Here is a 23,652-nt window from a genome sequence, read left to right as displayed (position 1 = left end):
GCGGGTCAGCGACCCAGCAGCTTCTTGATCTTCTTCTCGTCGGCCTTGGCCACGGGGACGTCGTTCACCAGGCGGCGGGCGTCCGAGGACGAACGCTCCTGGAACTTGTGGACGTGGCGGGCGCGCTGGCGCATGATCTTGCCGCTACCGGTCACGCGGAAGCGCTTCTTGGTACCGGAGTGCGTCTTGTTCTTCGGCATGGTGCCGATCCCTTCGTTCGGGCGGACAGGTGGAAGGGACACGGCGGGTGCCGTGTCACGAGGCCGGGGCCTCAGGCTTCTGCGGGAGCCTCGGTTGCGGTCTCGGCCGCGTCCTGCTCGGGAGCCTCCGACTCGGGGCCCTTGCGCTCCCGCTTCTTCTGCTCCTGCTCCTTGCGGCGGGCCGCCTGGGCCTGCGCCTTGTTGCGGGTCGAACCGAACACCATGGTCATGTTGCGGCCGTCCTGCTTGGGCTTGCTCTCGACGACGCCCAGTTCGGTCACGTCCTCCGCCAGCCGCTGCAGCAGGCGGAAGCCCAGCTCGGGCTTGGACTGCTCACGGCCACGGAACATGATGGTGACCTTGACCTTGTCGCCCGCGGCCAGGAAGCGCTCGACGTGACCCTTCTTGGTCTCGTAGTCGTGCTGGTCAATCTTCGGCCGGAGCTTGATCTCCTTGATGACCGTGTTGACCTGCTTCTTGCGCGACTCACGGTCCTTCATGGCGTTCTCGTACTTGAACTTGCCGTAGTCCATGAGCTTGGCGACCGGGGGCTTGGCCATGGGAGCGACCTCCACGAGATCCAAGTCGGCCTCGGCTGCCAGACGCAGGGCGTCCTTGACGCGCACGATGCCGACCTGTTCGCCGTTGGGGCCGACCAACCGCACTTCCGGTACCCGGATGCGGTCGTTGATACGGGGCTCGCTGATGTGCTTCTCCTTCGTTCGGTCGAGTGGCTGTGCCTGGCCCCCTCCGCCGCATGGGACGGAAAAAGGGCCTCCTGGCACACCCGGAGACCCTTGTCACGCACCGCCACGGAACGTGGCCCCGGCTGACACCCCCATGCAGGGGCGTTGCGGGACGACGCGTGAACTCGTCACTCGCCCTTCCGCGCACCGGGTGGTGCAGGACCCACATGCCTCAGGCGGCGTGCAGGTGGAGACAGGGTCTCACTTCAGACGCATAGTCTAGCGGATCAGGCGCTGGCGTCCAAGCCGAGGGCGCTGACGATGACGCCGTCCACCCGGGAGCGCACCTCGGGGTCCTGCAGCACACCGGCGACCAGCAGACCCGCCTCGCGGTCATCCTGCACACCCCGCAGACCGATGACCAGCTCCCCCGACGGACCCGAGCGCAGCGCGACCCCGGTCACCGCCGGGTGCTCCTTGAGCTGCCGCAGGCCCGCGAGCACCACCGCGTCGTCGACGGGGCGCTCCCACTCCATGCGCCGTGCGAGGGCACTGGTCATGGAGGGGCGCACCACCCGGGGACGGGACGACCCCGCATCGAGGACGAGGGCGGCGGCCCCGTCGCCCACCGCGGCCTGCGCGGCGAGGTGACCCCGCACCGGCACCGGCCGAGCGTCACCTCGCCAGTCGCCGACCGCGTCGACCGTGGTGAACACCGGCAGCGCCGACCAGCCCTCCGGGGTGGTGACCTGCGCGACGGACAGGTCGGCCGACTCCGCCCCCTCCTCGGCCAGCAGCGCGACGAACACCCGCGCCTCGTCGAGGGCGGCCACCAGCTCGGCGTCCGACAGTGGCGGCTCACCGGGCGTCGGGAGGCGGGGGTCCAGTCCCCCGTCGTCGTCGTCGAACTCCCCCGGCTGCAGCTCGCGTCCCTCCCAGGCCACACCCGCGGAGTCCGTTGCCGGCCGCTCCTGCGGCCCAGCGATCTCCCCGAGCAGGCGCTGGGCCCGCCCGAGGTCGACCGCACCGGCGTAGAGCGCGGCCCCGAGGATCACCTCGCCGACGGCGGGCCCGGCGACACCCCGCAGGCTGGAGACCGCCACGAGGTCGCCGGTGGTGCTCACCCCGCCGGACGCGATCAGCGTGCCGGTCAAGTGCTCGGTGGCGGCGCGCAGGCCCGCGAGGTCGGGCCCCGTCATGCGTCCGTCGGCCGCAGCGGAGGCCAGCACCCACCGCCGCTCCCCCAGACCGGCGAGGTCCGGCCACAGGTCCGCGACCGGCCCCAGCGCGAGGTCGGTCCCCCGCGCCACCACCCGGTCCCCCACCAGGTCGATCCCCACCTGCACCTCGGCCCCGCACCCCTGCAGCCACTCCAGGGCCGCTGCGGGGTCCGCCCACAGTGCCGACGAGGTGGTCACGGCCACCGCACCCCAGGAGAGGGCCCGTTCGACGTCCCGGGGCGACAGGATGCCGCCGGAGACCTCCACGGGCACGCTGGCCCGGCGCACCAGCCGCTCGAGCAGGGCGTCGTTCTCCCCGGCGCCGGTGGCGCGGTCCAGGTCCACCAGGTGGAGGCGCTCGGCCCCCTGGGCCACCCAGTGGTCCACCGCGGCCTGCGGGTCGGACAGCGGACTGTCGGGGTCGACCTGGGCCGTCCGCCCACCGCGGACGTCCACGGCGGGCCACAGGCGCAGCGGCACGCGCGCCCTCATCGGTCGCCCTCCGCCTCGGCGCGCTCGACCAGCCGGTCGGACAGCACGGACAGGAAGCGCTGCACCTCGCGGGGGTCGGGCTCGGCCGTGCGGGCGCCGGGCAGCTGCCCGGGCCGGCGGAACAGCGGGGCCCCCGGAAGCCCCAGGGTGAGGGCCAGCCGGGTGCCGAACTCCCGTGGCCCGCTGTTCGCGCCCCGGCCCAGCGAGACCAGGGCCGTCACCTCATCGGCGGCCTCGGGCGCCCCCGCCGCCTGGGCGAGGAAACGAGGCCCGCAGACGGGGAGGTCCACGAGCGGGTGGGGCCCGACCCCGGGCAGGACGGCCACCCAGTGCAGGCGGGGTTCGTGGTGGGTCGCCGCCGCGACGACGAGCAGGCCCTCGCGCTCGGTGAAGCCGATCACCGGCAACAGCTCCGTCGGGACGGGACGGCTCAGGGTCAGCCCCAGCGCGTCACCGTAGGGCCCCAGACCGTCCGGGACGGCCAGCGGGCGCACGACCGTCCACCCCTCGCCTGCGGCCACCTCGGCGGCCACCACACCGTCGGTGAGCCAGTCGGTGACCGTCTCCACGTCGCCCGCGAACCACAGCAGGGCGGAGTGCGCAGGGCTCACGACGTCGACGGGGTTCACGGGCAGCAGTCTACGAATCGTAGAAGAGCCGCTCGACCATGGCGCGCGCCCGCCGCGCCTGGCGCAGGTACTCCTCGGTGAGCTCCGGACCGGCACCTGCCGGGCGCCCCATGGCGCGGGAGACCCCCTCACGGTCCCGGGGGTCGGTCGGCAGGCTGTCGGTGGCACGACCCCGCCACAGCATGCTGGCATCCCGCACGTCGCTGGCCAGCGTCCACGCACCCCGCAGCGCCTCGGCGTCAGCCCCCGTCACGTGGCCGAGCTCCTGCAGCGCCGCCAGCGCCTCGACCGTGCTGGTCGTGCGCAGGGACTCCTCGGCCGCAGCGTGCTGCATCTGCAGCATCTGCACCGTCCACTCCACGTCGGACAGACCACCCCGTCCGAGCTTCAGGTGGAGCTTGGGGTCCCCGCCCCGTGGGATGCGCTCGGCCTCCATGCGCGCCTTGAGCACCCTCATCTCCCGCACCGCGGACTCCACCAGCCCACCCTCCGGCCAGCGGAGCGGGTCGATGAGCTCCATCACCCGACCGGCCAGCGCCGGGTCCCCCGCGACCGGGCGCGCCCGCACCAGCGCCTGGGCCTCCCACGCGGAGCTCCACCGGGCGTAGTACTCCGCCAGCGACGCGATGCCCCGGACCGTCGGGCCGCTCTTGCCCTCCGGACGCAGGTCGATGTCGATCTCCAGCGGCGGCTCCGAGCCGCCCGCCAGGGTGGTGCGCAGGGTTTTCAGCGCCGCTGTCGCCGCCTCGGCCCGGCCCGGTGCGTCGTCGTGGACGACGAAGAGGTCCGCATCGCTGGCGAAGCCCATCTCCGCACCGCCGAGCCGCCCCAGCCCGATGACCGCCACCCCGGTTGCGTCCCCGTCGAGGGCCCGGAGCAGCACCGCCTCGAGCAGGGCCTCGGCCGCAGCGGTCAGGCCCGCGGAGACCTGGGCGCCGTCCAACGTCCCGGTGAGGCTGCCGATGCCCATCCGCAGGATCTCCGTCCGCCGCAGGACCCGAGCCGCCTGGGCGGCGCCCTCCACCGACTCGGCCCGTTTCGCCGCGCTGGACATGCGCGACAGGATCTTTTCGCGCTCCGTGGGCGCGAGGGCCTCGGGCTCCCCGAGCAGGCGGACCGCCTCGGGCCCCCGCTCGAGCAGGCTCGTCAGGTAGCGGCTGGCGGACAGCACGTGTGCATAGCGCTCGGCGGCGTGCCCCTCGTCGCGCAACATGGCCATGTACCAGTGGGTCCCGCCCAGGGACTCGCTGATGCGGCGGAAGGCGAGCAGCCCCGCATCGGGCGCCGGCCAGCTGGCGAACCACCCGAGCATGGCCGGCAGGAGCTGGCGCTGGATGGCCGCGGTGCGCGAGACCCCCTTGGTGAGGGCCTCCAGGTGGCGCACCGAGCCCGCCGGGTCGGCGAAGCCGAGGGCGGCCAACCGCTCGGTGACCGCCTCGGGGGTCATGCGCGCCTGGGAGGCGGTGAGGTCCGACAGGGCGGCCAGCACGGGACGGTAGAAGAGCCGCTCGTGCAGGCGCCGCACCTCCTTGGAGACCTCACCCCATCGGCGCTCCACCTCCTGTGCCGGGTCCTTGGACCACCCCATCGAGCGGCCCAGGCGGCGCAGGTCGTCGGGGTCGGTGGGCACCAAGTGGGAACGTCGCAACCGGTCGAGCTGGATGCGGTGCTCCAGCGAGCGCAGCAGTCGGTAAGCGGGGTCGAGCACGGCGGCGTCCGAGCGCGCGACGTACCCGCCGGCCGCCAGGGCAGCGAGGCCCGGCAGGGTGCTGCCGGTGCGCAGGCCCTCGTCCACCCGCCCGTGCACGAGCTGCAACAGCTGCACCGAGAACTCGATGTCCCGCAGCCCACCCGCGCCGAGCTTGAGCTGCCGCTTGGCCTCCGCGGCGGGGATGTGGGCCTCCACCCGGCGCCGCATGCGCTGGACGCCCTCGACGAACCCGTCGCGGTGGGAGACCTGCCAGACCAAGGGGTCCACGAGGCCCACGAAGGCCTGCCCCAGGTCCGTGTCGCCGGCGACCGGCCGCGCCTTGAGCAGGGCCTGGAACTCCCAGGTGGAGGCCCACCGCTCGTAGTACTGCGAGAAGCTCTCCAGCGTGCGCACCAGCGGGCCGGCCTTGCCCTCCGGGCGCAGGGCGGCGTCGACGGGCCAGAGGGTGCCCTCGGCGGTCGAGGCGCCGCAGGCGGACATGAGACGGGTCGCCAACCGGGCCCCCACCTGCAGCGCGTGGCCCTCCTCGACGCCCTCGGCGGGCTCGGCCACGAAGATGACGTCGACGTCGCTGACGTAGTTCAGCTCCCGCCCTCCGGTCTTGCCCATGGCGATGACGGCCAGCCGCACGTCGTCGGCGTCCTGCACCTCGTGGCGGGCGATCACCAGGGCGGCCTCCAGGGCAGCACCGGCCAGGTCCGCCAGGGCCGCGGCCACCCGGTCGACCACCTCGGTGGGGTCCGGGGCCGTGAGGTCGATGCCCGCGATGCGCAGCACCTGCCCCCGGTAAGCCACCCGCAGTGCGTCGTCACCGGACTCCCCCGCCTCCAGTGCGGACTCGACGGCGTCCCGGAGCACCTCGCGGGACTCCTGCTCGTCCGGGAGCTCCGGGTCCGTGAAGAGGTCGAGCTGCTCGGGGTGACGCACCAGGTGGTCCCCCAGCGCCCGGCTCGCCCCCAGGACCGCCACCAGGCGCGCTGCGGACCCCTCGACGGAGGTCGGGTCGGCCGCGTCGATCCGCTGTGCCCAGGTGCGGCGCTGCCCCGCATCGGCCGCCTCGGCGATGCGGACCGCGGCCAGGGCGGCGCGGTCCGGGTCGGCGGCGCGCCCCAGGGCCCGGGCCAGGCCCAGGTGGTGCGGGAGGTCGTCCCGGTCCAGCAGGGCCGCCAGGTCGGCGATGCACCCCGCGGCCCGGCGCCCCTCGGTGAAGCCCTCGCGCAGGACCCAGGACAACCCGGCAGGCCGGCCGCTCCCGGTGGTCACAGCTGGCGCAGGTAGCGGTCGAGCTCGTAGGGCGTCACCTGCGCCCGGTACGCCAGCCACTCCTCCCGCTTGTTGCGCAGGAAGTAGTCGAAGACGTGCTCGCCGAGGGTCTCGGCGACGAGCTCGGACTCCTCCATCGCCGCGATCGCCTCGCTCAGGGAGGACGGCAGCGGCTGGATGCCCAGTGCCCGGCGCTCCCCGTCGGTCAGGCCCCACACGTCGTCCTCGGCCTCCGCGGGGAGCTCGTACTCCTCCTCGATGCCCTTCAGGCCGGCTGCCAGCACGACCGCGTAGGCCAGGTAGGGGTTGCAGGCCGAGTCCAAGGTGCGCAGCTCGATGCGGCTCGACTGCACCTTGGTGGGCTTGTACATGGGGATGCGGACCATCGCACTGCGGTTGTTGTGGCCCCAGCACACGTGGGCCGGGGCCTCGCCCCCACCCCAGAGGCGCTTGTAGGAGTTCACCCACTGGTTGGTGATGGCGCTGATCTCGCGCGCGTGGTGCAGCAGCCCGGCGACGAAGCGACGGCCCGTGATCGAGAGCTGGTACTCCGCGCCCGGCTCGTGGAAGGCGTTGCGGTCGCCCTCGAACAGGGAGATGTGGGTGTGCATGCCCGAGCCGGGGTGGCCCGCCATCGGCTTGGGCATGAAGGAGGCGAAGGCCTCCTGGCTCAGGGCCACCTCGCGCACGATGGCGCGGAAGGTCATGATGTTGTCCGCGGTCGAGAGCGCATCGGCGTAGCGCAGGTCGATCTCGTTCTGCCCCGGGGCGCCCTCGTGGTGCGAGAACTCCACCGGGATGCCCATGCTCTCGAGCATGTCGATGGCGGCCCGCCGGAAGTCGTGGCCGTCGCCCTGGGCGAGGTGGTCGAAGTAGCCCGCGTTGTCGATGGGGACGGGCCGGCCGTCGGCATCGAGGTCACGCTCGAAGAGGAAGAACTCGATCTCGGGGTGGGTGTAGAAGGTGAAGCCGAGGTCATCGGCCTTCTGCAGGGCGCGCCGCAGGACCTGGCGGGGGTCGGCCGGACTGGGCGTGCCGTCCGGCAGCGTGATGTCACAGAACATGCGCCCGATGCCGGCGCCCTCCCCGCCGCGCCAGGGGACCACCTGGAAGGTGGACGCGTCCGGCATCGCCAGGGTGTCGGCCTCGTAGACGCGGGCAAAGCCCTCGATGGCGCTGCCGTCGAACCCGATGCCCTCGGTGAAGGCGTTCTCCAGCTCGGCCGGCGCCACCCCCACGGACTTCAGGGAGCCCTGCACGTCGGTGAACCACAGCCGCATGAAGCGGATGTCCCGCTCCTCGATGGTGCGGAGGACGAATTCCTGCTGGCGATCCATGGCCCCATCCAACCACCTCCGCCCACCTCGGGCCCGGACGCCGGGAGGCCCGGCGGACACGTGGTCCGCCGGGCCTCCCGAAGTGCGTCCCCCGCGCGGCAGTCGAAGGGGGCGACCGCCGCGCGAGGGATGTGGATCAGTTCATCCACCCACCGACCAGCTCGTTGAGCTGGTCCTCGATCGACTGCGCCACGGCCGCCGTACCGCCCACGATCACCATGTGCTCGGGGGAGGTCTCGTTCAGCTGCGTCTCGGTCACGGCCGGCAGGCGGTCCGGACGGGTCAGCAGCAGCGGGCTGTGCTGGAACCCGGCGTAGGCGCCACCAGTGAGGGCGTCGGGGAAGTCGGTCCCGTCAGCCAGCAGGGCGTAGTTGGGGTCGACACCGAACTCGGCGGCAACCTTGGCGGCCGTCGCGTAGCGGTCGGAGCCCGCCAAGCGCTCGGTGGCGCCCAGTTCGTTGTAGACCGCGTCCGAGATGGCCGCGGGGCCACCCAGCACGACGATCTTCTCGGGGTTGAGCGCGGCCACCGCGTCGGCGGTGGTCTGCTCGACCTCGCCCGGCTTGGTCAGCAGGACGGGGGCGTCCTGCGAACCGGCCAGCGCGGAACCGGTCAGGGCGTCCGCGAAGGCACGCTCCTCACCCGAGGCGATGTACAGCGTGTCAACGTTCGTACCGAACATCTTGGCGACGTTGGCGCTCGTCTCGTAACGGTCCGCACCGCCCACGCGCTCGACCTTCAGGCCCATGCCCTCGAGCTCGGAGGCGACACCCGAGGAGATCGCGGACTCGCCACCGAGGATGACGACGTTCTTGGCCGCCAGGGCCTCGAGCGCGTCCAGGGTCTCGGCCGGGATCCGGTTCTCACGGGTCAGCAGGATGGGGGCGTTCTCGCCGTCCTGCTCCGGGATCGACATCTGCTTCGGCACGTTGCCGTTGGCGGCAGCCGGGCTGGCCGTCATGGCGTCGGCGAACGTGTCACCGGCGGCCAGGTAGACGGTGTCGCTCGGACCGGTCTGCTTGGCCACCTCGGCGGCCGTGCCGTAGCGGTCGTCGCCCCACCAGCGGTCGACGGCGACCTCCGGAGCAGCGGCGTCACAGTTGTCGGCGGCGCCGAAGCAGACCTCCATCGTGTGACCGTCGGTGGAGAGCACCTGCGCACGGACGCCCGAACCCGGCAGCTTCACCGAGTTCTCGGGGTTGGACGGGTCGTAGTAGGCGTTCTCCCCGGTGTCCTCGAAGACCGGCTCGGCGTCGCGGGCCGGGATCTCGGTGGGCTCACCGTTCTTGTGCAGCGTGACCGCGTCCGTGCGCTCGAGGCCGAAGGTGGCGTCGAACGTCTGGGTGCGGTTGCGCATGAGCGTGCCGTCGGCCCAGGCGAGGGCCTCGGGACGCGCGTCGACGGGCAGGGACTGACCGCCACCAGGGTGCGTCGCGGTGTTGTTGTCGGCGTACTCGTCGTTGCTGTACCAGACGAGCATGCCGTTCTGGTAGGGGAAGCGCTCGGCCCAGTCGGGCTGCGCGGCACCGAAACCGAAGTTGTACGGACCCGTGCGCAGCGACTCGTCGTAGGAGCCGTACTGACGGTTCTCCATCAGGTAGAAGTGGCTCTCGTTGCGCGTGACGCTGCCGTCGATCTTCGTGAATCCGTCCAGCGTCCAGGTGGGCTCACCCTCGGCGCCGTCGACGGTGGACTCACCGTCGACCGTGACCGTGAGGTTGTCCAGGAAGGCGCCGTTCTCGTTCACGCCACCGTCGCTCTGGTAGCGGAAGCGGAAGTCGACAGCCTGCCCGGCGTACTCGTCCAGGTCGTAGGACAGGTCCGTCCACCCATCGCTGTCCCCGGAGATCTCAGCGAGCTTGGCCCAGGTGGCCCCACCGTCGGTGGAGACCTCGGCGTACAGGTAGTCGTAGTCCGCCTCGATGAAGTGCTCGGCCTTGGCCGAGACGCTGGCGGAGCTCGCGGCCGTCAGGTCAATCGTGGTGGAGATGGAGCTGTTCAGGTTGTTGGCCGAACCGCTCCAGTACTCGTACTCACCCTCGAACGGGGTGTTGTACTGGTCCACGATCTCCTTGTCCGGGAGCGGGACCGCGATGGCCTGCGGGTTCTTGGTCGCGTGGTAGGCCGGGCCGAGGGTCTTGGTGGTGCTCTCGCCGGGCTGCACCGTCTCGTAGTCCAGCCAGCCGAGCTGCAGCTTCTCCTTGGGGCCCATGAAGCCCGCGGAGGAGCCGATGGACTCCTCACCCTTGTTCAGCCAGGAGCCCGCCGACATCAGCGTCCAGAACGCGGCGCCGTTGTCGCCCCCGTCGGTCGCGTAGTAGTCCGGCAGGCCGAGGTCGTGCGAGAACTCGTGCACGAACACGCCGAGGCCACCGTTCTCCGGCTCGGTGGTGTAGTCACCGATCCACAGGCCGGTGTCACCGATCGGCACACCACCCATCAGGTTGCCCTCCGGACCCGCCTGGCCCTGCAGGGTGGGGAACGCGTACCAGCGGTGGGCCCAGATGGCGTCCTCGCCCTGGGCGCCGCCACCAGCGGACTCGTCCTCGCCAGCGTGCACGACCTGGAAGTGGTCGATGTAGCCGTCGGGCTCGTTGAAGTCACCGTCACCGTCGTAGTCGTACCGGTCCCAGACGTCGTACTGGGCCAGCTCGGCCTGGATCTCGGCCGTGGTCTTGCCCTGCGCGACCTGGTCGTTGTACCAGGCCTCGGCGCTGTCCTTGACGTAGTTCCAGTAGCCGTCCGACTCGGGGATGTTCGGGGAGCCGTAACGCGCCTCGTTGAAGGGCACCTCCACCCAGTCGTACACACCACCCTGGACGTCGAAGCGACCGCTGGACTGCTTCTGGAAGAAGTGCCGGAAGGAGTCCTCCTCGCCGAACATCAACTCGTCGTAGTAGTCGGTGTTGAAGTCGTCCTGCCAGACGGTCGTGTTGTCCTCCGAGCGGTCCGGCTCGGCGATCTGGTTGTGCAGCGGGCCGGGCTCGCCACCGGTGCGCGGGTCGATCTCGTCACCGAACTCGGTGAGGATCGTGAGCACGTTCTCGGTGCGCTCGACGTCGTACTGCACGAACTGCTTCTCGGCGCCCTCACCCAGCTGGATGGAGCGGCTCCCGCTCTTGGTGACAATCTTGGCGTCACCCTTGATGAGCTGCTTGATGGCCTCGTCCTTCATGGCCCGCTGCTTGTCGCCCAGCGGGTGCGGAAGGTCGTCCTTGCGGTGCTCGTGAGAGGTCTGGCCGTCCTGGGACGGGACGGCAGAGACCTGGGCCATGGGAACGGCGGTCATGGCGAATGCCACGAGTGCCGCGCCCGAGAGCCTTGTCGCCTTGCTAGGGGTCACGGTGTCCTCCATCGAGATGGTGTGAGTGGTGAATATCACCACCTGACATCATGTGGCCGGCACCCCCCGGCTGTCACCCGCAGCACGGTCACGATTTGGACACGATTCGAACGTCTTTGCCCCCCAGCGGGTTCCGTCAAGGCCGTCGGCGCTCAACCACAGCGTTCGGCGATGAGGTGCACGTAGGCCCGGGCGCACCGCACCAGGGCCGCCCGGTCGACCCACTCGTCCACCGAGTGTGCCTGCCGGATGTCACCGGGGCCGTACTGCAGCGTCGGGATGCCGGCGGCTGCGTACTGCCGCAGGTCGGACCCGTAGGGCACCCCCATCCGCTCTGGTCGGTCGAAGCCGGCGCGCACCACCGCATCGGCCACCTGGACGGCCAGGGGGTGACCGCTGGGCATCTCGCCGGGGGCGAAGATCCCGCCGGGCCACTCCACCCGCACCGGGTGGTCCCGAAGGAAGTCGTCGGAGGCACAGGCCCGCGCCACGCAGGCTTCGAAGGCGTCACGCGCCTCCTGCGGGTCCTCGTCGGTGCGCACCCCGAAGCGCCCCTCGACGACGAGCTCGTCCAGCACCGTGGAGGCCCAGTCGCCGCCCCGGACGATGCCGATGCTGAGCGGCCACGGGTCGGCCACGGTGTCGAACGGCGGCGGCGGGTCCTGACGGCGCTGCTCCTGCAGCTCCAGGAGCGCCTGACGCACCAGCTCCAGACCCTCCAGGGCGTTGACCCCCTCCCGGGCCATCGCCCCGTGAGCGGCCCGACCCGGGATGATGAGCTGGAAGGTCAGCGAGCCCGCGTTGGCGGTCACCAGGTAGCCGGCGGTGGGCTCGGCGATGACGCACGCCTCGCCCCCGTGTCCCCGGGCGAGGGTGGCGAAGGCGCCCGCCCCGCCGTCCTCCTCCCCACTCACGAGATGGACGGCCAACGGTCGTCGGAAGGTGAAGCCGCTGGCCTGCAGTGCTCGCACCGCGGCGAGGATCGCCGCCACCCCGCCCTTCATGTCGGTGACACCCCGGCCGCGGTACCACAGGCCGTGCTCGTCCTCACCGCGCACGACGGTCCAGGGGTCCTTCTCCGACCAGAGCTCCGCGTCGGTGGCCGGCACCACATCGGTGTGGCCACAGAGGATCAGGGCCGGCTCCCCCTCCGCGGGGCCGAACCGGCCCACGACGCCGCGCAGCGCTGAGCGCTCGACCTCCTGACCCGGCCACCCGTCGCGCCCGGCCAGCTCCCGGACGTCCTCGTCCCACTCGTCGACATCTCCCCCGAGGCGACGCAGCGCCTCCGCCCCCCAGCGCTGGGCGCGGATCTCCTCCGGGGTACCGCCCACGCTGGGTATCGACACCAGGGCCGAGAGGTCCGCGACCAGCCGGCGGTCGTCCAGGACCTCCAGCGCCGCGTCACCCTGGGGACAGGGCTCGATGCGGCCACCCTCGCCCTCGGACTCAGCGGGGTAGGCGTCCGTCCACGGGAACTCCAGCCCACTGGGCAGCGGGCCGGTGTGCTCCTGGGTGCGCGAGCGCTGGGGGGTTGCCTCCATGGGTGCCGGTCAGCCGTTCAGGGGGTTGGCGTCCCAGTTGGCGCCGCCGGGCTGGTCGGCCTCCTCGGCGTTCTGGGCATCCCACTTCTCGGTGTTGGCCCGTGCGCTGGCAAGGGCGTTCTCGGCCTCCTCGCGGGAGTCGTAGGGCCCCATCACGTCGGCGTTGCGGGAACGGCTGTCGCCGGACTCCTCCACCTGGCCGGTGACGATGTTGTAGTAGAAGCTCACGGTTCTCTCCTTGCGCTCGGTGGACCAACTCGACCCACCCTATGCACCGCGGCCACGACGGGCGCGAGACCCGGCTGACCAGATGGACACGCGGGCGGCTCGGTGGCAGTCTTTGAACATGTTCAAACTACCAGGTGAAGCGCCCGCGAGGCGTCGGGCGTGGACCGGCTGGCCCGTGGGTGACCGGCTCCGTGGCGTCGGCCGATGGGTGGTGGGTGTGGCGGCCGCCGCCCTCATCGTCGGTTCGGCCGTGGGGCTCCTGGAGCGAGCACATCGCCGGCCGGTCCCCCTGCCCCCGGAACTGGGCGGTGGCACCGAGTGGATCGAGCCCGCCTGGGCGATGGTCCCGATGGCCATCGCGACCGGGGCGGTGCCGGTGCTCCTGTGGGGACTGGGACGCCCACTCGGACCAGGCGTGGAACCCGCTGCTGGCCCAGGCCGCCTTCCTCGTCTGGGCACCCCTCACCGGGGGTGCGGCGCTCCTCGCCGTGACCGCAGCCGGCATCACGTGGGGCCTGGTCACCCCCTCGGCACCGCCACCGGCCCACGGCCGACGCCCGCTCTCCTAGACTGCGCCGCATGCCTGTCGCTCCCCCGTTGACCCCCGGCCACGTCGGCCCCCGTCGCGAGGTGCCCGCCTCCATCGAGCGCCCCGAGTACGTCGACCGGCCCGCCCCGGCCCCGTTCACGGGCTCGGAGGTGAAGGACGCCGAGACCATCGAGAAGATGCGGATCGCCTGCCGCATCGCCGCCCAGGCCCGGGAGGAGGTCGGGCGGGCAGTCGCCCCGGGCGTCACCACCGACAAGCTCGACCGCATCGGCCACGAGTTCCTGCTGGACCACGGCGCCTACCCCTCGACGCTCGGCTACCGCGGCTACCCGAAGTCGCTGTGCAGCTCGGTGAACGAGGTGATCTGCCACGGCATCCCCGACGACCGGGAGCTCGCCGAGGGCGACATCGTCAACATCGACATCACGGCCTTCATCCACGGCGTGCACGGTGACACCAACGCCACCTTCCTGGCCGGCGACGTCGACGAGGACTCGCGCCTGCTCGTGGAGCGCACCCTCGAGGCCACCCTGCGCGGGATCAAGGCCGCCAAGCCCGGCCGCGAGGTGAACGTCATCGGCCGCGTCATCGAGATGTACGCCAGCCGCTTCGGCTACGGCGTGGTGCGGGACTACACCGGCCACGGCATCGGCACCCACTTCCACAGCGGGCTGATCATCCCCCACTACGACGCCGCGCCGGCCTACTCCGACGTGATCCAGCCGGGCATGACCTTCACCGTCGAGCCGATGCTGAACCTCGGGACCGCCGACTGGACCATGTGGGACGACGACTGGACCGTCGTCACCAAGGACCTCTCCCGGTCCGCGCAGTTCGAGCACACCATCCTCATCACCGACAGCGGACCGGAGATCCTGACCACACCATGAGCAGCTCACAGCACCCCCTGGGCATCGACGTCGGCGGCAGCGGCATCAAGGGCGCCCCCGTGGACCTCGAGAAGGGCGCCTTCGCCACCGAGCGCCTGCGCCTGGAGACGCCGAAGGACTCCACGCCTGCCGCCGTGGCGGAGGTGATCGACGAGATCGCCCAGAAGTTCGCCAAGCAGACCGCCGGGCACCCCATCGGCGTGACCGTCCCGGCCGTGGTCAGCCACGGCGTCGTGCGGACCGCGGCCAACATCGACGACAGCTGGATCGGCACCGACGCCGACGGGCTGTTCTCCGAGCACCTGGGCCGGGAGGTGCACGTGCTCAACGACGCCGATGCCGCCGGGCTGGCCGAGGCCCACTACGGGGCCGCCCGGGGCACCCGGGGGCTGGTGCTCGTCACCACTCTGGGCACCGGCATCGGGACCGCGTTGATCAGCGACGGGCGGCTGCTGCCGAACTCAGAGCTCGGACACATCGAGATCGATGGCGTGGACGCCGAGACCGTGACCGCCAACTCCGCCCGTGAGGGCGAGGACCTGTCGTGGCAGGAGTGGGCCGACCGCCTGCAGACCTACTACTCCACCCTGGAGGACCTACTCTGGCCCGACCTCATCGTCGTGGGCGGGGGCGTGAGCAAGAAGGCCGAGAAGTTCCTGCCCCTGCTGCACCTGCGAGCGCCGATCGTGGCGGCGCAACTCAAGAACGACGCGGGCATCATCGGTGCCGCCCACGCCGCCGTGCACGCGGGTGGGCACGGCTGAGCCACCCGCCGCTGCCGGCTGGCGAACTCAGCGGCTCCCCCGGACAGAGGTCAGGCGAGACCAGGCGCAGCAAGCGATCGCCCCGCCTACCCCGAAAGGGCAGGCGGGGCGACGGCGAGTGCGGTCAGCGACGCGTGCTGCGTGCACCTGCGACGGTCACGGCACCGCCGGCGAGGAGCAGGGCAGCGCCGCCGACCAGGGCCACGCCGGTGTTGTCCGTGGCGGCGTACCCGGTCTCAGCGGTCGGGCCCTCGACGTCCGGCGCGGGGGCCGGGGTCTCCTCGACGGGCTTCGGAGCCGGCTTGGGCGCGGGCTTCGGGGCGGGAGCGGGCTCCGGGGCCGGCTTGGGGGCAGGCGCGGTCTCGGGGTGGATGTAGGTGCCGCGCTTGGTGGGGTCCGGGTGGTCGCAGCCGACGCCGTCACCATCGCGGTCGAACTTCTTCTTGTAGACCGGGCTGCTGGCCGGGATGTTGTAGTAACCCGCCTCGTTCGCCTCGGTGCAGTTGGCGAAGTCCGGGGTGGCGGCCTGGGCAGGGGCGACGAGGCCGGTGGCCAGGAAGGCGCTTCCGGCGACCGTCAGCAGGAGCTTGCGCATGATGGTTCCTCTCGATCGGGCAGGGCTGTGGGGCCGGTGGCCCCACAGCCACCGTAGGGCACCCCATCACGCCGCGCAGCCGGAAGAGGGCACGGCGGGGCGCCCTCTGGGCTGGGCGGGGCCCCCTCCACGGGGCAGGTGCACTCGTGCCTGGAGGGCACGGACGAGGAGGTGCTGTCGGACGTGCGGGACGGTGCAGAACTGGCCTCAGGACGGGGATTCTGCGCCCCCCCCGATGGCGATGAGGTGAGACGAGCCGGCCTGTAAGCCGGGTCCTGTGCCCGGCCCGGATCACTCCGGGCCGGGTGACGGCCATCCATCTCGGGTGGCTGTTGCCAGCCACCTCCAGCGGTCTACCCGCGCGCTCGGGCGGGACGCCCTCGGACACGCGCTGTCTGACCTTGCTCCCGGTGGGGTTTGCCGAGCCACGCCAGTCACCTGGCGCGCTGGTGGTCTCTTACACCACCGTTTCACCCTCACCCGTGCGTGCACGGGCGGTCTGTTCTCTGTGGCACTGTCCCGCGGGTCACCCCGGGTGGCTGTTGGCCACCACCGTTCCCTGTGGAGCCCGGACTTTCCTCGGCGGGTGCCCTCCAGGGGCCCCGACGCGACCGTCCGGCCGACTCGTCTCGGCCGCAGAGTCTACGACCTCGCGGGACCGGCCCTCCCGGTTAGGCGAGCTCGAAGGCGAGGCGGTGCTCGCGGACGTCCGCCTCGGTCAGCCGCACCCGCACCTCGTCGCCGGGCTCGACCTGTCCCTGTGCCCGGGCCACGACCGCGGGCTCGGGGATCTGCACGGTGAAGCCGTCGGAGTCGTCGACGTCCACCACGATGCCGTCGAACTCCTCTCCCACGTGCGGGTGCAGCACGGCAGCCTCCACCGCATCGACACAGGCACGCTCCACGCTCTTGGCACGGGAGCCCGCGGCCTTCATCAGCTCCGGCAGCTCCGGCAGGGCCTCGCGCGCCCAGGCGGGGATGTCCTGCTCGGCACAGATCGCGGCGCAGATCTCCAGCACGAAGCGGTCGACCAGGCGCCGCAGCGGCGCGGTGGCGTGCGCGTAGGGAGCGGCGATCGCTGACTGCGTCCGCACCTCGGGCTCCTGCCCGTCGAAGGCCGTGTACCCGGCGCCCCGGAACAACGAGGTCGCCTCGTGGACCAAGAAGAGGTGCCGCCCGTCAGTGGTGTCCAGCGAGCGCAGGAAGTCGCCGTAGCTCATCTCCTGCGGCCAGTCCACACGCAGCCCCCTCGCCTGGCGGCGCAGCGCGTCGATGTCCTGGGTCTCCGGGTCGGGCATGGTCCGCAGGATGCCGACCTTTGCACCCAGCATCAGGTCCGCGGCGGCCATGCCCGTCATCAGGGAGATCTGGGCGTTCCAGTCCTCCGCCGGCAGCAGGGGGCGGAAACGGGTGACGAAGTGGCCGCCCTCGGCCTCGACCTCCTGCTCGGGCATGGGCAGGGTCGCGCCGCCGCGCGCCTTCTCCTGCTCGATGCGGAGCACACCCACCTCCTTGAGCAGCAGCAGCGTCTCCTCGGCCGAGCCGTCGTCGATCTGCTCCTGCGCCTCGACGTAGGTGTAGCGACGGCGCGACCGGACCGCCGCGCGGCCCACGCTGGCCGAGGTGACGGCGCCCGCCGCATCGAGGTGCAGCTCCCACACGAACGCGGGGCGGTCCTCCTCCGGCAGCAGCGAGGCAGCCCCCTCGGACATCACCGGCGGGTGCAGCGGCGTGCGCTCGTCAGGGCAGTAGATGGTGAGCCCGCGCCGCAGGGACTCCGCGGCGATGGCACCCTCCGGCGCCACGAAGGCCGGGACGTCCGCGATGGCGTAGCGCACGAGGAAGCCGTCGCCCTCGCGCTCGATGTGCATCGCCTGGTCCAGGTCCATCGAGCCCTCGGGGTCGATGGTGATGAACTCCACCGCCCGCTCGTCACGTTCGGGCAGCACGTCGGTGCCGGCCACCTCCTCGGCCTCCGCGAGGACCTCGGGCGGGAACTCGGCAGGGATCTCGTGCTCGGCGCGGATCGCCTCGAAGGCCTCCACCAGCGCCGGGGCAGCGGCGGGGCGCACGGCCTCGGCGTCGGTCGCGGTGGAGGGGTCCGGGTGGCCCGGACGCAGGGTCAGGTGGGGATGTGCCATGGCGGCACCCTAGCCACGTACCGTGCGCGTGTGCTGATCCTGCTGCCTCCCTCGGAGTCCAAGACCGCCCCGGTGCGCGGTCGACCCGCTCGGACCGGTGACCGATCCTTCCCCGCCCTGGAGCCCGTCCGCGAACGCGTGGCGCGTGCCGTGGCCGCCCGCAGCGCCGAGGGCCCGGCCGCGCTCGGCCTGCAGGAGTCCCTCGCCGAGGAGGTGGCGCGCAACACCCGGCTCGACAGCGCCCCCACCGCCCGCGCCGATGCGGTGTACTCCGGGGTGCTCTACGACGCCCTGGACACGGCGTCGCTCTCCCCCGCCGGGCGGCGGCGCGCCAGCCAGTGGTGCGTCGTGGTCTCGGCCCTGCACGGCGCGGTCCGGCTGGGTGACCGCATCGCCCCCTACCGGCTGGCCATGAACACCCCGGTGCCGGAGCTGGGACCGCTGGCCGCCCTGTGGCGCGCCCCGCTGGCCGAGGCGCTGCCCGGTGCGGCAGGAGCCCGCGGGCTGGTGGTCGACGCACGCTCATCCACCTACGTCGCCGCGTGGCGTCCGCAGGGCGACCTGGCGCGGCGCTGGGTGGCCCTCGAGGTCCCCGGGGCCACGCACATGGCCAAGCACACGCGGGGGCTGGTGGCCCGGGCGATCTGCGAGCAAGGCCTCAACCCGGCCCGCCCGGAGGAGCTCGCGGCGCAGCTGCGCGACCACGGCTTCACGACGGACCTGCTCGACCCCGCCTCGTCCTCGGCGCCCTGGCGCCTGCAGGTGAACGTGGCCTGATCCCCAGCGGTCGGTCAGCGGGCGGGGAGACCCTCGAGGTGGCTGCGCACGTTGAGCCCGCTGAGCTCGACGAAACCGCCCGGCACGTCGGGCCCGACGAACTCGAGCGTGTGGAAGGCCGCGGGGTGCTGCCCCAGGGCCCAAGACCGCGGGTAGCCCATGCCCAGCACGGACTCCAGCGCGGTCATGATCGCGATGCGGTGCGCCGCCACCACGACCGTGTGCAGCTCCTCCTCCACGGCCGTCCTCCCGAGCGCCTGCAGTCCCTCCAGCACCCGGAGGGCCACCTCCTGGTGGGTCTCCCCGCCGGGGACCACGCAATCCGGATCCTGGGCGAACGCGCGGGCCAGACCATGGCCCTGCTCGTCGACCTCCCGCCACGAAAGGCCGTCCCACTCGCCGAAGGCCTGCTCGTCGAACCGCGCGTCCTGGCCCGCCCCGAGGCCCAGGGCCGCCGCAACTCCCCCGCCGGTCTGCCGGGCCCGCTCGAGGCTGGAGGTGACCACGCGCACCCGCCCCTGCGTCGCCGGCTCGGCCAACAGCCGCCCCAGCTCCTCGGCCGCGCGCGCCGCCTGTCGCTCCCCCAGCGCCGAGAGGGGCGGGTTGCTGCCGCCCCGCCCGTCGATGCGGTAGGTCTCGGTGTACTCGGTCACCCCGTGGCGCAGCAGCACCAACTGCCAGCGGTGCCCACCTGCCAGCGTTCCCGCCCCGGCCTCGGCCCGGGCGGCGGCGCCCCCAGCGGGCAGGGCACCGGGCGGCTCCGGTGCGTGGGTCTCGTCGCGGACCTGCTTCCCGCCCTGGGCCTCCTCGCCGGCCCCCTCACCCTGGGTCACGACACCGTCCTTGCCGACCATGCTCAACCCTCCTGGGTGCTGACGACGAAGTCCCACGGGTCGGTGCACGTGGCGCTGACCGTCGCGGTGATCTCGGCCCCCGTGACCTGGCGCACTCCCGCGACGAGCCGCTCGCCGGCGTACCGCAGCCAGAGCGACTCGGTGGCCCAGTGACCCGCATCGATGACGAAGGGGCCGTCGGCGCCCCCGCTGCGCGCTGCCAGCAGGCCGTGCTCGCGGAACTCGCTCACGGGGTGGTGGCGCAGGTCGGCCGTGACGTAGACGTCCGCGCCCGCCTCCCGCACGGCATCGAACTCGCGGTCCCCCGAGCCGCCGAGCACGGCCACGCGCTCCACACGCCCGTCGCGCGGACCGGCCACCCGGAGCCCCGCCGGCGCACCGGGCAGGACGCCGGCCAGGTGCTCCGCGAACTGAGCCAGGGTCATCTCCTGGGCGAGCTGCCCCACCCGGCCCAGGGGCTGGCCCTCGGGCAGGGACAGCGGCTCCACGTGCTGCAGGCCCACCGCGGATGCCAGGGCCTCGTTCACGCCACCGCGGGCGACGTCGGCGTTGGTGTGCGCCGAGTACAGGCCCACCCCGCCACCGGCCAGGGCCAGCACCGCGGCGCCCTTGGGCTCACTGGGCAGGACGGCGTGCAGGCCGCTGCGCAGCAGGTGGTGGTGCGTGACCATCAGGTCGTGCCCCCCGGCCACCGCCTCGTCGACCACCGCCAGGGTGGGGTCGACCGCCAGCAGCACCGACCGCACGGGGGCCGACGGGTCGCCGACCGTCAGGCCGACGGTGTCACCACCGAGGGCCGTGTTCGGCGGGAACATCGCATCGAGGACGTCCACCGCATCGGCAAGGGTGCACAGGCTGGTCTCCATGTGGGCCCGGCCGGGATCGAACCGACGACACCTGCGGTGTAAACGCAGTGCTCTGCCAGCTGAGCTACAGGCCCCGTGCGCGGCGGGCGCCGCGCGGGGTCATCCTGTCACCCCGCACCGGGCACCCGCCCGTCAACCGTGCGTCACCCGCGCCGACGCGTCGGGCGACCGAGCTTGGTGGCCAGCCACACGTCATCGATCTGGACCGAGCTCTGGGGCTGCAGGCCGGCGGTCTTGGCCGCGTCGTCGACATCGGCCTGGTCGACGTGCAGCTCGTGCTTGAGGTTCGGCGTGACCAGCAGGACGAACCCGTCGTCCTCGAGCCCGCCCAGGGCATCGACGCAGTCGTCCGTCAGGTCGCCGTCGCCGGCGCGGAACCACAGCAGGCACACGTCCACCGGCCCGGTGTAGGACTCGTCCTCCAACGGTGCCCCGGTGGTCTCCTCGATGGCGAGGCGCAGGTCCTCGGGGACGTCGCTGTCCCACCCGACCTCCTGGACGATTTGGTCGTCGCTGATGCCCAGCCGGTCGGCCAGGGCACGTGCGCCCGCCGTTGCGGTCGCCTCCACGTGGTCCTCCTCGTGATGTCCGTGGGTGCCGGGCGCGGACGGCGCCGGCACACCCCGCGGCCGGCGCCGCAGGTGCCTCCATGATGCACGGCCGCCTGCCCCACACCACAACCTCCCCCTGTCTGGGCCGAGGACGCCCCCGGGTGGAACAATGGACGCAGTACGCCTGCACACTTCGGTGCAGACAGCCCGTCAAGCGGCCGCGGCCGCTCGGCGGGTGGCGCGCGTGAGGAGGAGAAGTTTCGTGTCGACCAAGGATTCCGGACCGATTCTCAACGGTCTGCCCAGCCAGCTCCCGGACATCGACCCCGAGGAGACCGGTGAGTGGTTGGACTCGCTGGACGGGCTCGTCGAGGAGCGGGGGCGCGCCCGCGCGCGCTACGTGATGCTGGAGCTGCTCAACCGCTCGCGGGAGCAGCAGGTTGGCGTCCCCTCGCTGACCACCACCGACTACATCAACACCATCGGCCCCGAGGCGGAGGCCTGGTTCCCCGGTGACGAGGAGGTGGAGCGCCGCTACCGCGCCTGGATCCGGTGGAACGCCGCGATCATGGTGCACCGCGCCCAGCGCCCGGAGATCTCCGTCGGCGGGCACCTCTCGAGCTACGCCTCGGCCGCCACCCTCTACGAGGTGGGCTTCAACCACTTCTTCCGCGGCCGCCAGCACCCCGGCGGCGGCGACCAGGTCTTCTTCCAGGGCCACGCCTCCCCCGGCATCTACGCCCGCTCCTTCCTGGAGGGCCGCCTCACCGAGGACCAGCTCAACGGTTTCCGGCAGGAGAAGTCCCACTACGTGGACGGCAAGCTCATTGCGCTGCCGAGCTACCCGCACCCGCGGAGCATGCCGGACTTCTGGCAGTTCCCGACCGTCTCGATGGGGCTGGGCCCGCTGGGCGCGATCGCGCAGGCCCAGTTCAACAAGTACCTGCACAACCGCGGCCTGAAGGACACCAGCGACCAGCACGTGTGGGCCTTCCTCGGTGACGGCGAGATGGACGAGCCAGAGTCCCGCGGCGCGCTGCAGATCGCGGCGAACGAGGGCCTGGACAACCTGACCTTCGTGGTGAACTGCAACCTGCAGCGTCTGGACGGTCCGGTGCGCGGCAACGGCAAGATCGTGCAGGAGCTCGAGGCCTTCTTCCGTGGCGCAGGGTGGAACGTCATCAAGGTGCTCTGGGGCCGTGGCTGGGACGACCTGCTGGCCGCGGACCGCGACGGCGCGCTGGTCAACCTCATGAACTCCACGCCCGACGGGGACTTCCAGACCTTCCGTGCCAACGACGGCGCCTACGTGCGCGAGCACTTCTTCGAGCGCGACCCGCGGACCGCCAAGATGGTCAAGGACTGGTCCGACGAGGACATCTGGTGGAAGCTCAAGCGCGGCGGTCACGACTACCGCAAGGTCTTCAGCGCCTACCAGGCGGCCATGAACCACTCCGGCCAGCCGACGGTGATCCTCGCCCACACCATCAAGGGCTACTCGCTCGGCTCGCACTTCGCCGGGCGCAATGCCACGCACCAGATGAAGAAGCTGACCGTGGAGGACCTGAAGGGCTTCCGCGACAGCCTGCAGATCCCGGTGCCGGACTCAGCCTTCGAGGACGATCAGTTCGCCGCGCCGTACTACCACCCCGGCGAGGACGACGAGACGATCCAGTACATGCTGGACCGCCGCAAGAAGCTGGGTGGGGACCTGCCGGCCCGCCTCTCCGAGCACGTGCCGCTGACCCTGCCGCCGGAGAAGACCTACGAGATCGGCCGCAAGGGGTCGGGCACGCAGGCCGTGGCCACCACGATGGCCTTCGTCCGCATCCTCAAGGACATGATGCGGGATTCCGAGATCGGCAAGCGGATCGTGCCGATCATCCCCGACGAGGCCCGCACCTTCGGCATGGACGCCTTCTTCCCGACGGCCAAGATCTACAACCCCCACGGGCAGAACTACGAGTCGGTGGATGCCAACCTCATGCTGTCCTACAAGGAGAGCACCGAGGGGCAGATCCTCCACATGGGCATCAACGAGGCCGGGTCGGTGGCTGCCTTCACCGCCGCGGGGTCGTCCTACGACACCCACGACCTGCCGATGATCCCGGTGTACGTCTTCTACTCGATGTTCGGCTTCCAGCGCACCGGCGACAGCATCTGGGCTGCCGCCGACCAGCTGGCGCGCGGCTTCCTCATCGGGGCGACGGCGGGCAAGACGACGCTGGCGGGGGAGGGCCTGCAGCACATGGACGGCCACAGCCCGCTGCTGGCCGCCTCCAACCCGGCCGTCGTCTCCTACGACCCGGCGTTCTCCTACGAGATCTCGCACCTGATGGCCGAGGGCATGCGCCGCATGTACGGCGAGGACGCCGAGAACGTCATCTTCTACCTGACGGTCTACAACGAGCCGATGGTGCAGCCCAAGGAGCCCGAGGACGTCGACGTCGAGGGCATCCTCAAGGGTGGCTACCTGCTGGCCGAGGGCGAGGCCGAGGGACCGAAGGCGCGCCTGCTGGCCTCCGGCGTGGGTGTGCCCTGGGCGCTGGACGCCCAGCAGGAGCTCGCGGAGCGCTGGGGCGTGAACGCCTCGGTGTTCTCCATCACCTCCTGGAGCGAGCTGGCCCGCGAGGCCACCCGCTGCGACGAGAAGGCCTTCCTGCACCCCGACGAGGAGCAGGAGACGCCGTACGTGCAGCAGCTTCTGCCGGCCGGTGAGGGCCCGGTCGTGGCCACGAGCGACTACATGCGCGCCGTGCCCGACCTCATCGCCCCCTGGGTGCAGGACGACTACTACGCCCTGGGCGCCGACGGGTTCGGCTTCTCCGACACCCGCCCGGCCGCCCGGCGGTACCTGCACATCGACTCCGCGTCGATGGTGGTCAAGACCCTCCAGCTCCTGGAGAAGCGAGGCGAGGTGGAGGCCGGCCGCGCCAAGGAGGCCGCCGAGCACTACCGCCTGCTCGACACCACGGCGGGCACCTCGGGTGAGGCCGGCGGCGACGCCTGAG

At 71.9% G+C, this 23,652-nt stretch carries 18 protein-coding genes, 1 tRNA gene and 1 other RNA gene; 4 read left to right on the top strand and 16 right to left on the bottom strand.

Going from position 1 to position 23,652, the window contains the following annotated elements; translation table 11 throughout:
* Positions 1-5 precede the first annotated feature (5 nt).
* From rpmI to KSED_RS05935, 9 genes are all read right to left on the bottom strand, one after another.
* Positions 6-200, bottom strand: a complete 195-nt coding sequence (rpmI, locus tag KSED_RS05975) for a 50S ribosomal protein L35 (protein ID WP_015779206.1) — start codon at positions 198-200, stop codon at positions 6-8.
* Between the two features lie 71 nt (positions 201-271).
* Positions 272-865: a translation initiation factor IF-3 gene (infC, locus tag KSED_RS05970; RefSeq protein WP_041290880.1), complete on the bottom strand. Its 594-nt coding sequence runs from the start codon at positions 863-865 to the stop codon at positions 272-274.
* Between the two features lie 308 nt (positions 866-1,173).
* Positions 1,174-2,586, bottom strand: coding sequence for a HisA/HisF-related TIM barrel protein (locus tag KSED_RS05965; RefSeq protein ID WP_015779204.1), 1,413 nt, complete (start codon positions 2,584-2,586; stop codon positions 1,174-1,176).
* Positions 2,587-2,594: 8 nt separating this feature from the next.
* Positions 2,595-3,227 (bottom strand): hypothetical protein, encoded by a 633-nt coding sequence (locus KSED_RS05960; RefSeq protein WP_015779203.1) that lies wholly within the window; start codon positions 3,225-3,227, stop codon positions 2,595-2,597.
* A gap of 10 nt (positions 3,228-3,237) precedes the next feature.
* A complete protein-coding gene (locus KSED_RS05955; protein ID WP_115306659.1) occupies positions 3,238-6,201 on the bottom strand; it encodes a bifunctional [glutamine synthetase] adenylyltransferase/[glutamine synthetase]-adenylyl-L-tyrosine phosphorylase in 2,964 nt (987 codons plus the stop codon).
* The gene (locus KSED_RS05950; protein WP_015779201.1) at positions 6,198-7,538 is read right to left on the bottom strand and encodes a glutamine synthetase family protein; all 1,341 of its coding nucleotides are present in this window, start codon (positions 7,536-7,538) and stop codon (positions 6,198-6,200) included. Before KSED_RS05950 ends, KSED_RS05955 begins: the two co-directional genes overlap by 4 nt.
* A 136-nt stretch (positions 7,539-7,674) precedes the next feature.
* On the bottom strand, positions 7,675-10,827 hold the full coding sequence (locus KSED_RS05945; protein ID WP_143827354.1) for an immune inhibitor A domain-containing protein: 3,153 nt from the start codon (positions 10,825-10,827) through the stop codon (positions 7,675-7,677).
* 206 nt (positions 10,828-11,033) lie between these two features.
* Positions 11,034-12,425, bottom strand: coding sequence for a M20/M25/M40 family metallo-hydrolase (locus KSED_RS05940; protein ID WP_015779198.1), 1,392 nt, complete (start codon positions 12,423-12,425; stop codon positions 11,034-11,036).
* A 9-nt stretch (positions 12,426-12,434) separates the two neighbouring features.
* Positions 12,435-12,653: a hypothetical protein gene (locus KSED_RS05935; protein WP_015779197.1), complete on the bottom strand. Its 219-nt coding sequence runs from the start codon at positions 12,651-12,653 to the stop codon at positions 12,435-12,437.
* Positions 12,654-13,232: 579 nt separating this feature from the next.
* On the opposite strand from KSED_RS05935, the gene map reads away from it, so the two are divergent.
* Both map and ppgK read left to right on the top strand, forming a co-directional pair.
* The gene (gene map, locus KSED_RS05930; RefSeq protein WP_015779196.1) at positions 13,233-14,093 is read left to right on the top strand and encodes a type I methionyl aminopeptidase; all 861 of its coding nucleotides are present in this window, start codon (positions 13,233-13,235) and stop codon (positions 14,091-14,093) included.
* Positions 14,090-14,857, top strand: coding sequence for a polyphosphate--glucose phosphotransferase (gene ppgK, locus KSED_RS05925; RefSeq protein ID WP_015779195.1), 768 nt, complete (start codon positions 14,090-14,092; stop codon positions 14,855-14,857). Before map ends, ppgK begins: the two co-directional genes overlap by 4 nt.
* Positions 14,858-14,981: 124 nt before the next feature.
* On the opposite strand, the gene KSED_RS15085 is transcribed toward ppgK, so the two are convergent.
* From KSED_RS15085 to KSED_RS05915, 3 genes are all read right to left on the bottom strand, one after another.
* The gene (locus tag KSED_RS15085) at positions 14,982-15,452 is read right to left on the bottom strand and encodes an excalibur calcium-binding domain-containing protein (RefSeq protein WP_015779194.1); all 471 of its coding nucleotides are present in this window, start codon (positions 15,450-15,452) and stop codon (positions 14,982-14,984) included.
* A 248-nt stretch (positions 15,453-15,700) separates the two neighbouring features.
* An RNA gene (gene rnpB, locus KSED_RS13925) (RNase P RNA component class A) lies at positions 15,701-16,079 on the bottom strand.
* A gap of 44 nt (positions 16,080-16,123) precedes the next feature.
* Positions 16,124-17,593 carry an RNB domain-containing ribonuclease gene (locus KSED_RS05915; RefSeq protein ID WP_015779193.1) on the bottom strand — a complete coding sequence of 490 codons (1,470 nt, stop codon included), beginning with the start codon at positions 17,591-17,593 and terminating at the stop codon, positions 16,124-16,126.
* A gap of 30 nt (positions 17,594-17,623) precedes the next feature.
* Here KSED_RS05915 and KSED_RS05910 point away from each other — a divergent pair, with 30 nt between their 5' ends.
* Complete coding sequence (locus KSED_RS05910; RefSeq protein ID WP_015779192.1) at positions 17,624-18,370, top strand: YaaA family protein; 747 nt, start codon at positions 17,624-17,626, stop codon at positions 18,368-18,370.
* Between the two features lie 14 nt (positions 18,371-18,384).
* On the opposite strand, the gene KSED_RS13590 is transcribed toward KSED_RS05910, so the two are convergent.
* The 4 genes from KSED_RS13590 to KSED_RS05890 form a co-directional block, all read right to left on the bottom strand.
* Positions 18,385-19,224, bottom strand: a complete 840-nt coding sequence (locus tag KSED_RS13590; RefSeq protein WP_015779191.1) for a histidine phosphatase family protein — start codon at positions 19,222-19,224, stop codon at positions 18,385-18,387.
* A gap of 2 nt (positions 19,225-19,226) precedes the next feature.
* Positions 19,227-20,090, bottom strand: a complete 864-nt coding sequence (locus tag KSED_RS05900; RefSeq protein WP_015779190.1) for a Nif3-like dinuclear metal center hexameric protein — start codon at positions 20,088-20,090, stop codon at positions 19,227-19,229.
* Position 20,091: 1 nt separating this feature from the next.
* Positions 20,092-20,164 (bottom strand) — tRNA-Val (locus KSED_RS05895).
* 69 nt (positions 20,165-20,233) lie between these two features.
* Positions 20,234-20,659, bottom strand: a complete 426-nt coding sequence (locus tag KSED_RS05890; RefSeq protein ID WP_015779189.1) for a DUF3052 domain-containing protein — start codon at positions 20,657-20,659, stop codon at positions 20,234-20,236.
* Between the two features lie 244 nt (positions 20,660-20,903).
* Here KSED_RS05890 and aceE point away from each other — a divergent pair, with 244 nt between their 5' ends.
* On the top strand, positions 20,904-23,651 hold the full coding sequence (gene aceE / locus KSED_RS05885; RefSeq protein ID WP_015779188.1) for a pyruvate dehydrogenase (acetyl-transferring), homodimeric type: 2,748 nt from the start codon (positions 20,904-20,906) through the stop codon (positions 23,649-23,651).
* The last annotated feature ends 1 nt before the right edge of the window (position 23,652 follow it).

Origin of the sequence: Kytococcus sedentarius DSM 20547 (assembly GCF_000023925.1) — a bacterium.
In the GTDB taxonomy this organism is placed as follows: Bacteria; Actinomycetota; Actinomycetes; order Actinomycetales; family Dermatophilaceae; genus Kytococcus; species Kytococcus sedentarius.
The sequence above is the reverse complement of the archived record's forward strand: the minus strand, read 5'-3'. Positions and strand labels throughout refer to the sequence as shown.

Bases quoted from the DNA above. Each gene is read 5' to 3' on its own strand.
- rpmI (WP_015779206.1), bottom strand. From the start codon at position 200: ATGCCGAAGAACAAGACGCACTCCGGTACCAAGAAGCGCTTCCGCGTG.
- KSED_RS05950 (WP_015779201.1), bottom strand. From the start codon at position 7,538: ATGGATCGCCAGCAGGAATTCGTCCTCCGCACCATCGAGGAGCGGGAC.
- KSED_RS05945 (WP_143827354.1), bottom strand. From the start codon at position 10,827: ATGACCGCCGTTCCCATGGCCCAGGTCTCTGCCGTCCCGTCCCAGGAC.
- KSED_RS05940 (WP_015779198.1), bottom strand. From the start codon at position 12,425: ATGGAGGCAACCCCCCAGCGCTCGCGCACCCAGGAGCACACCGGCCCG.
- map (WP_015779196.1), top strand. From the start codon at position 13,233: ATGCCTGTCGCTCCCCCGTTGACCCCCGGCCACGTCGGCCCCCGTCGC.
- ppgK (WP_015779195.1), top strand. From the start codon at position 14,090: ATGAGCAGCTCACAGCACCCCCTGGGCATCGACGTCGGCGGCAGCGGC.
- KSED_RS15085 (WP_015779194.1), bottom strand. From the start codon at position 15,452: ATGCGCAAGCTCCTGCTGACGGTCGCCGGAAGCGCCTTCCTGGCCACC.
- KSED_RS05915 (WP_015779193.1), bottom strand. From the start codon at position 17,593: ATGGCACATCCCCACCTGACCCTGCGTCCGGGCCACCCGGACCCCTCC.
- KSED_RS13590 (WP_015779191.1), bottom strand. From the start codon at position 19,224: ATGGTCGGCAAGGACGGTGTCGTGACCCAGGGTGAGGGGGCCGGCGAG.
- KSED_RS05900 (WP_015779190.1), bottom strand. From the start codon at position 20,090: ATGGAGACCAGCCTGTGCACCCTTGCCGATGCGGTGGACGTCCTCGAT.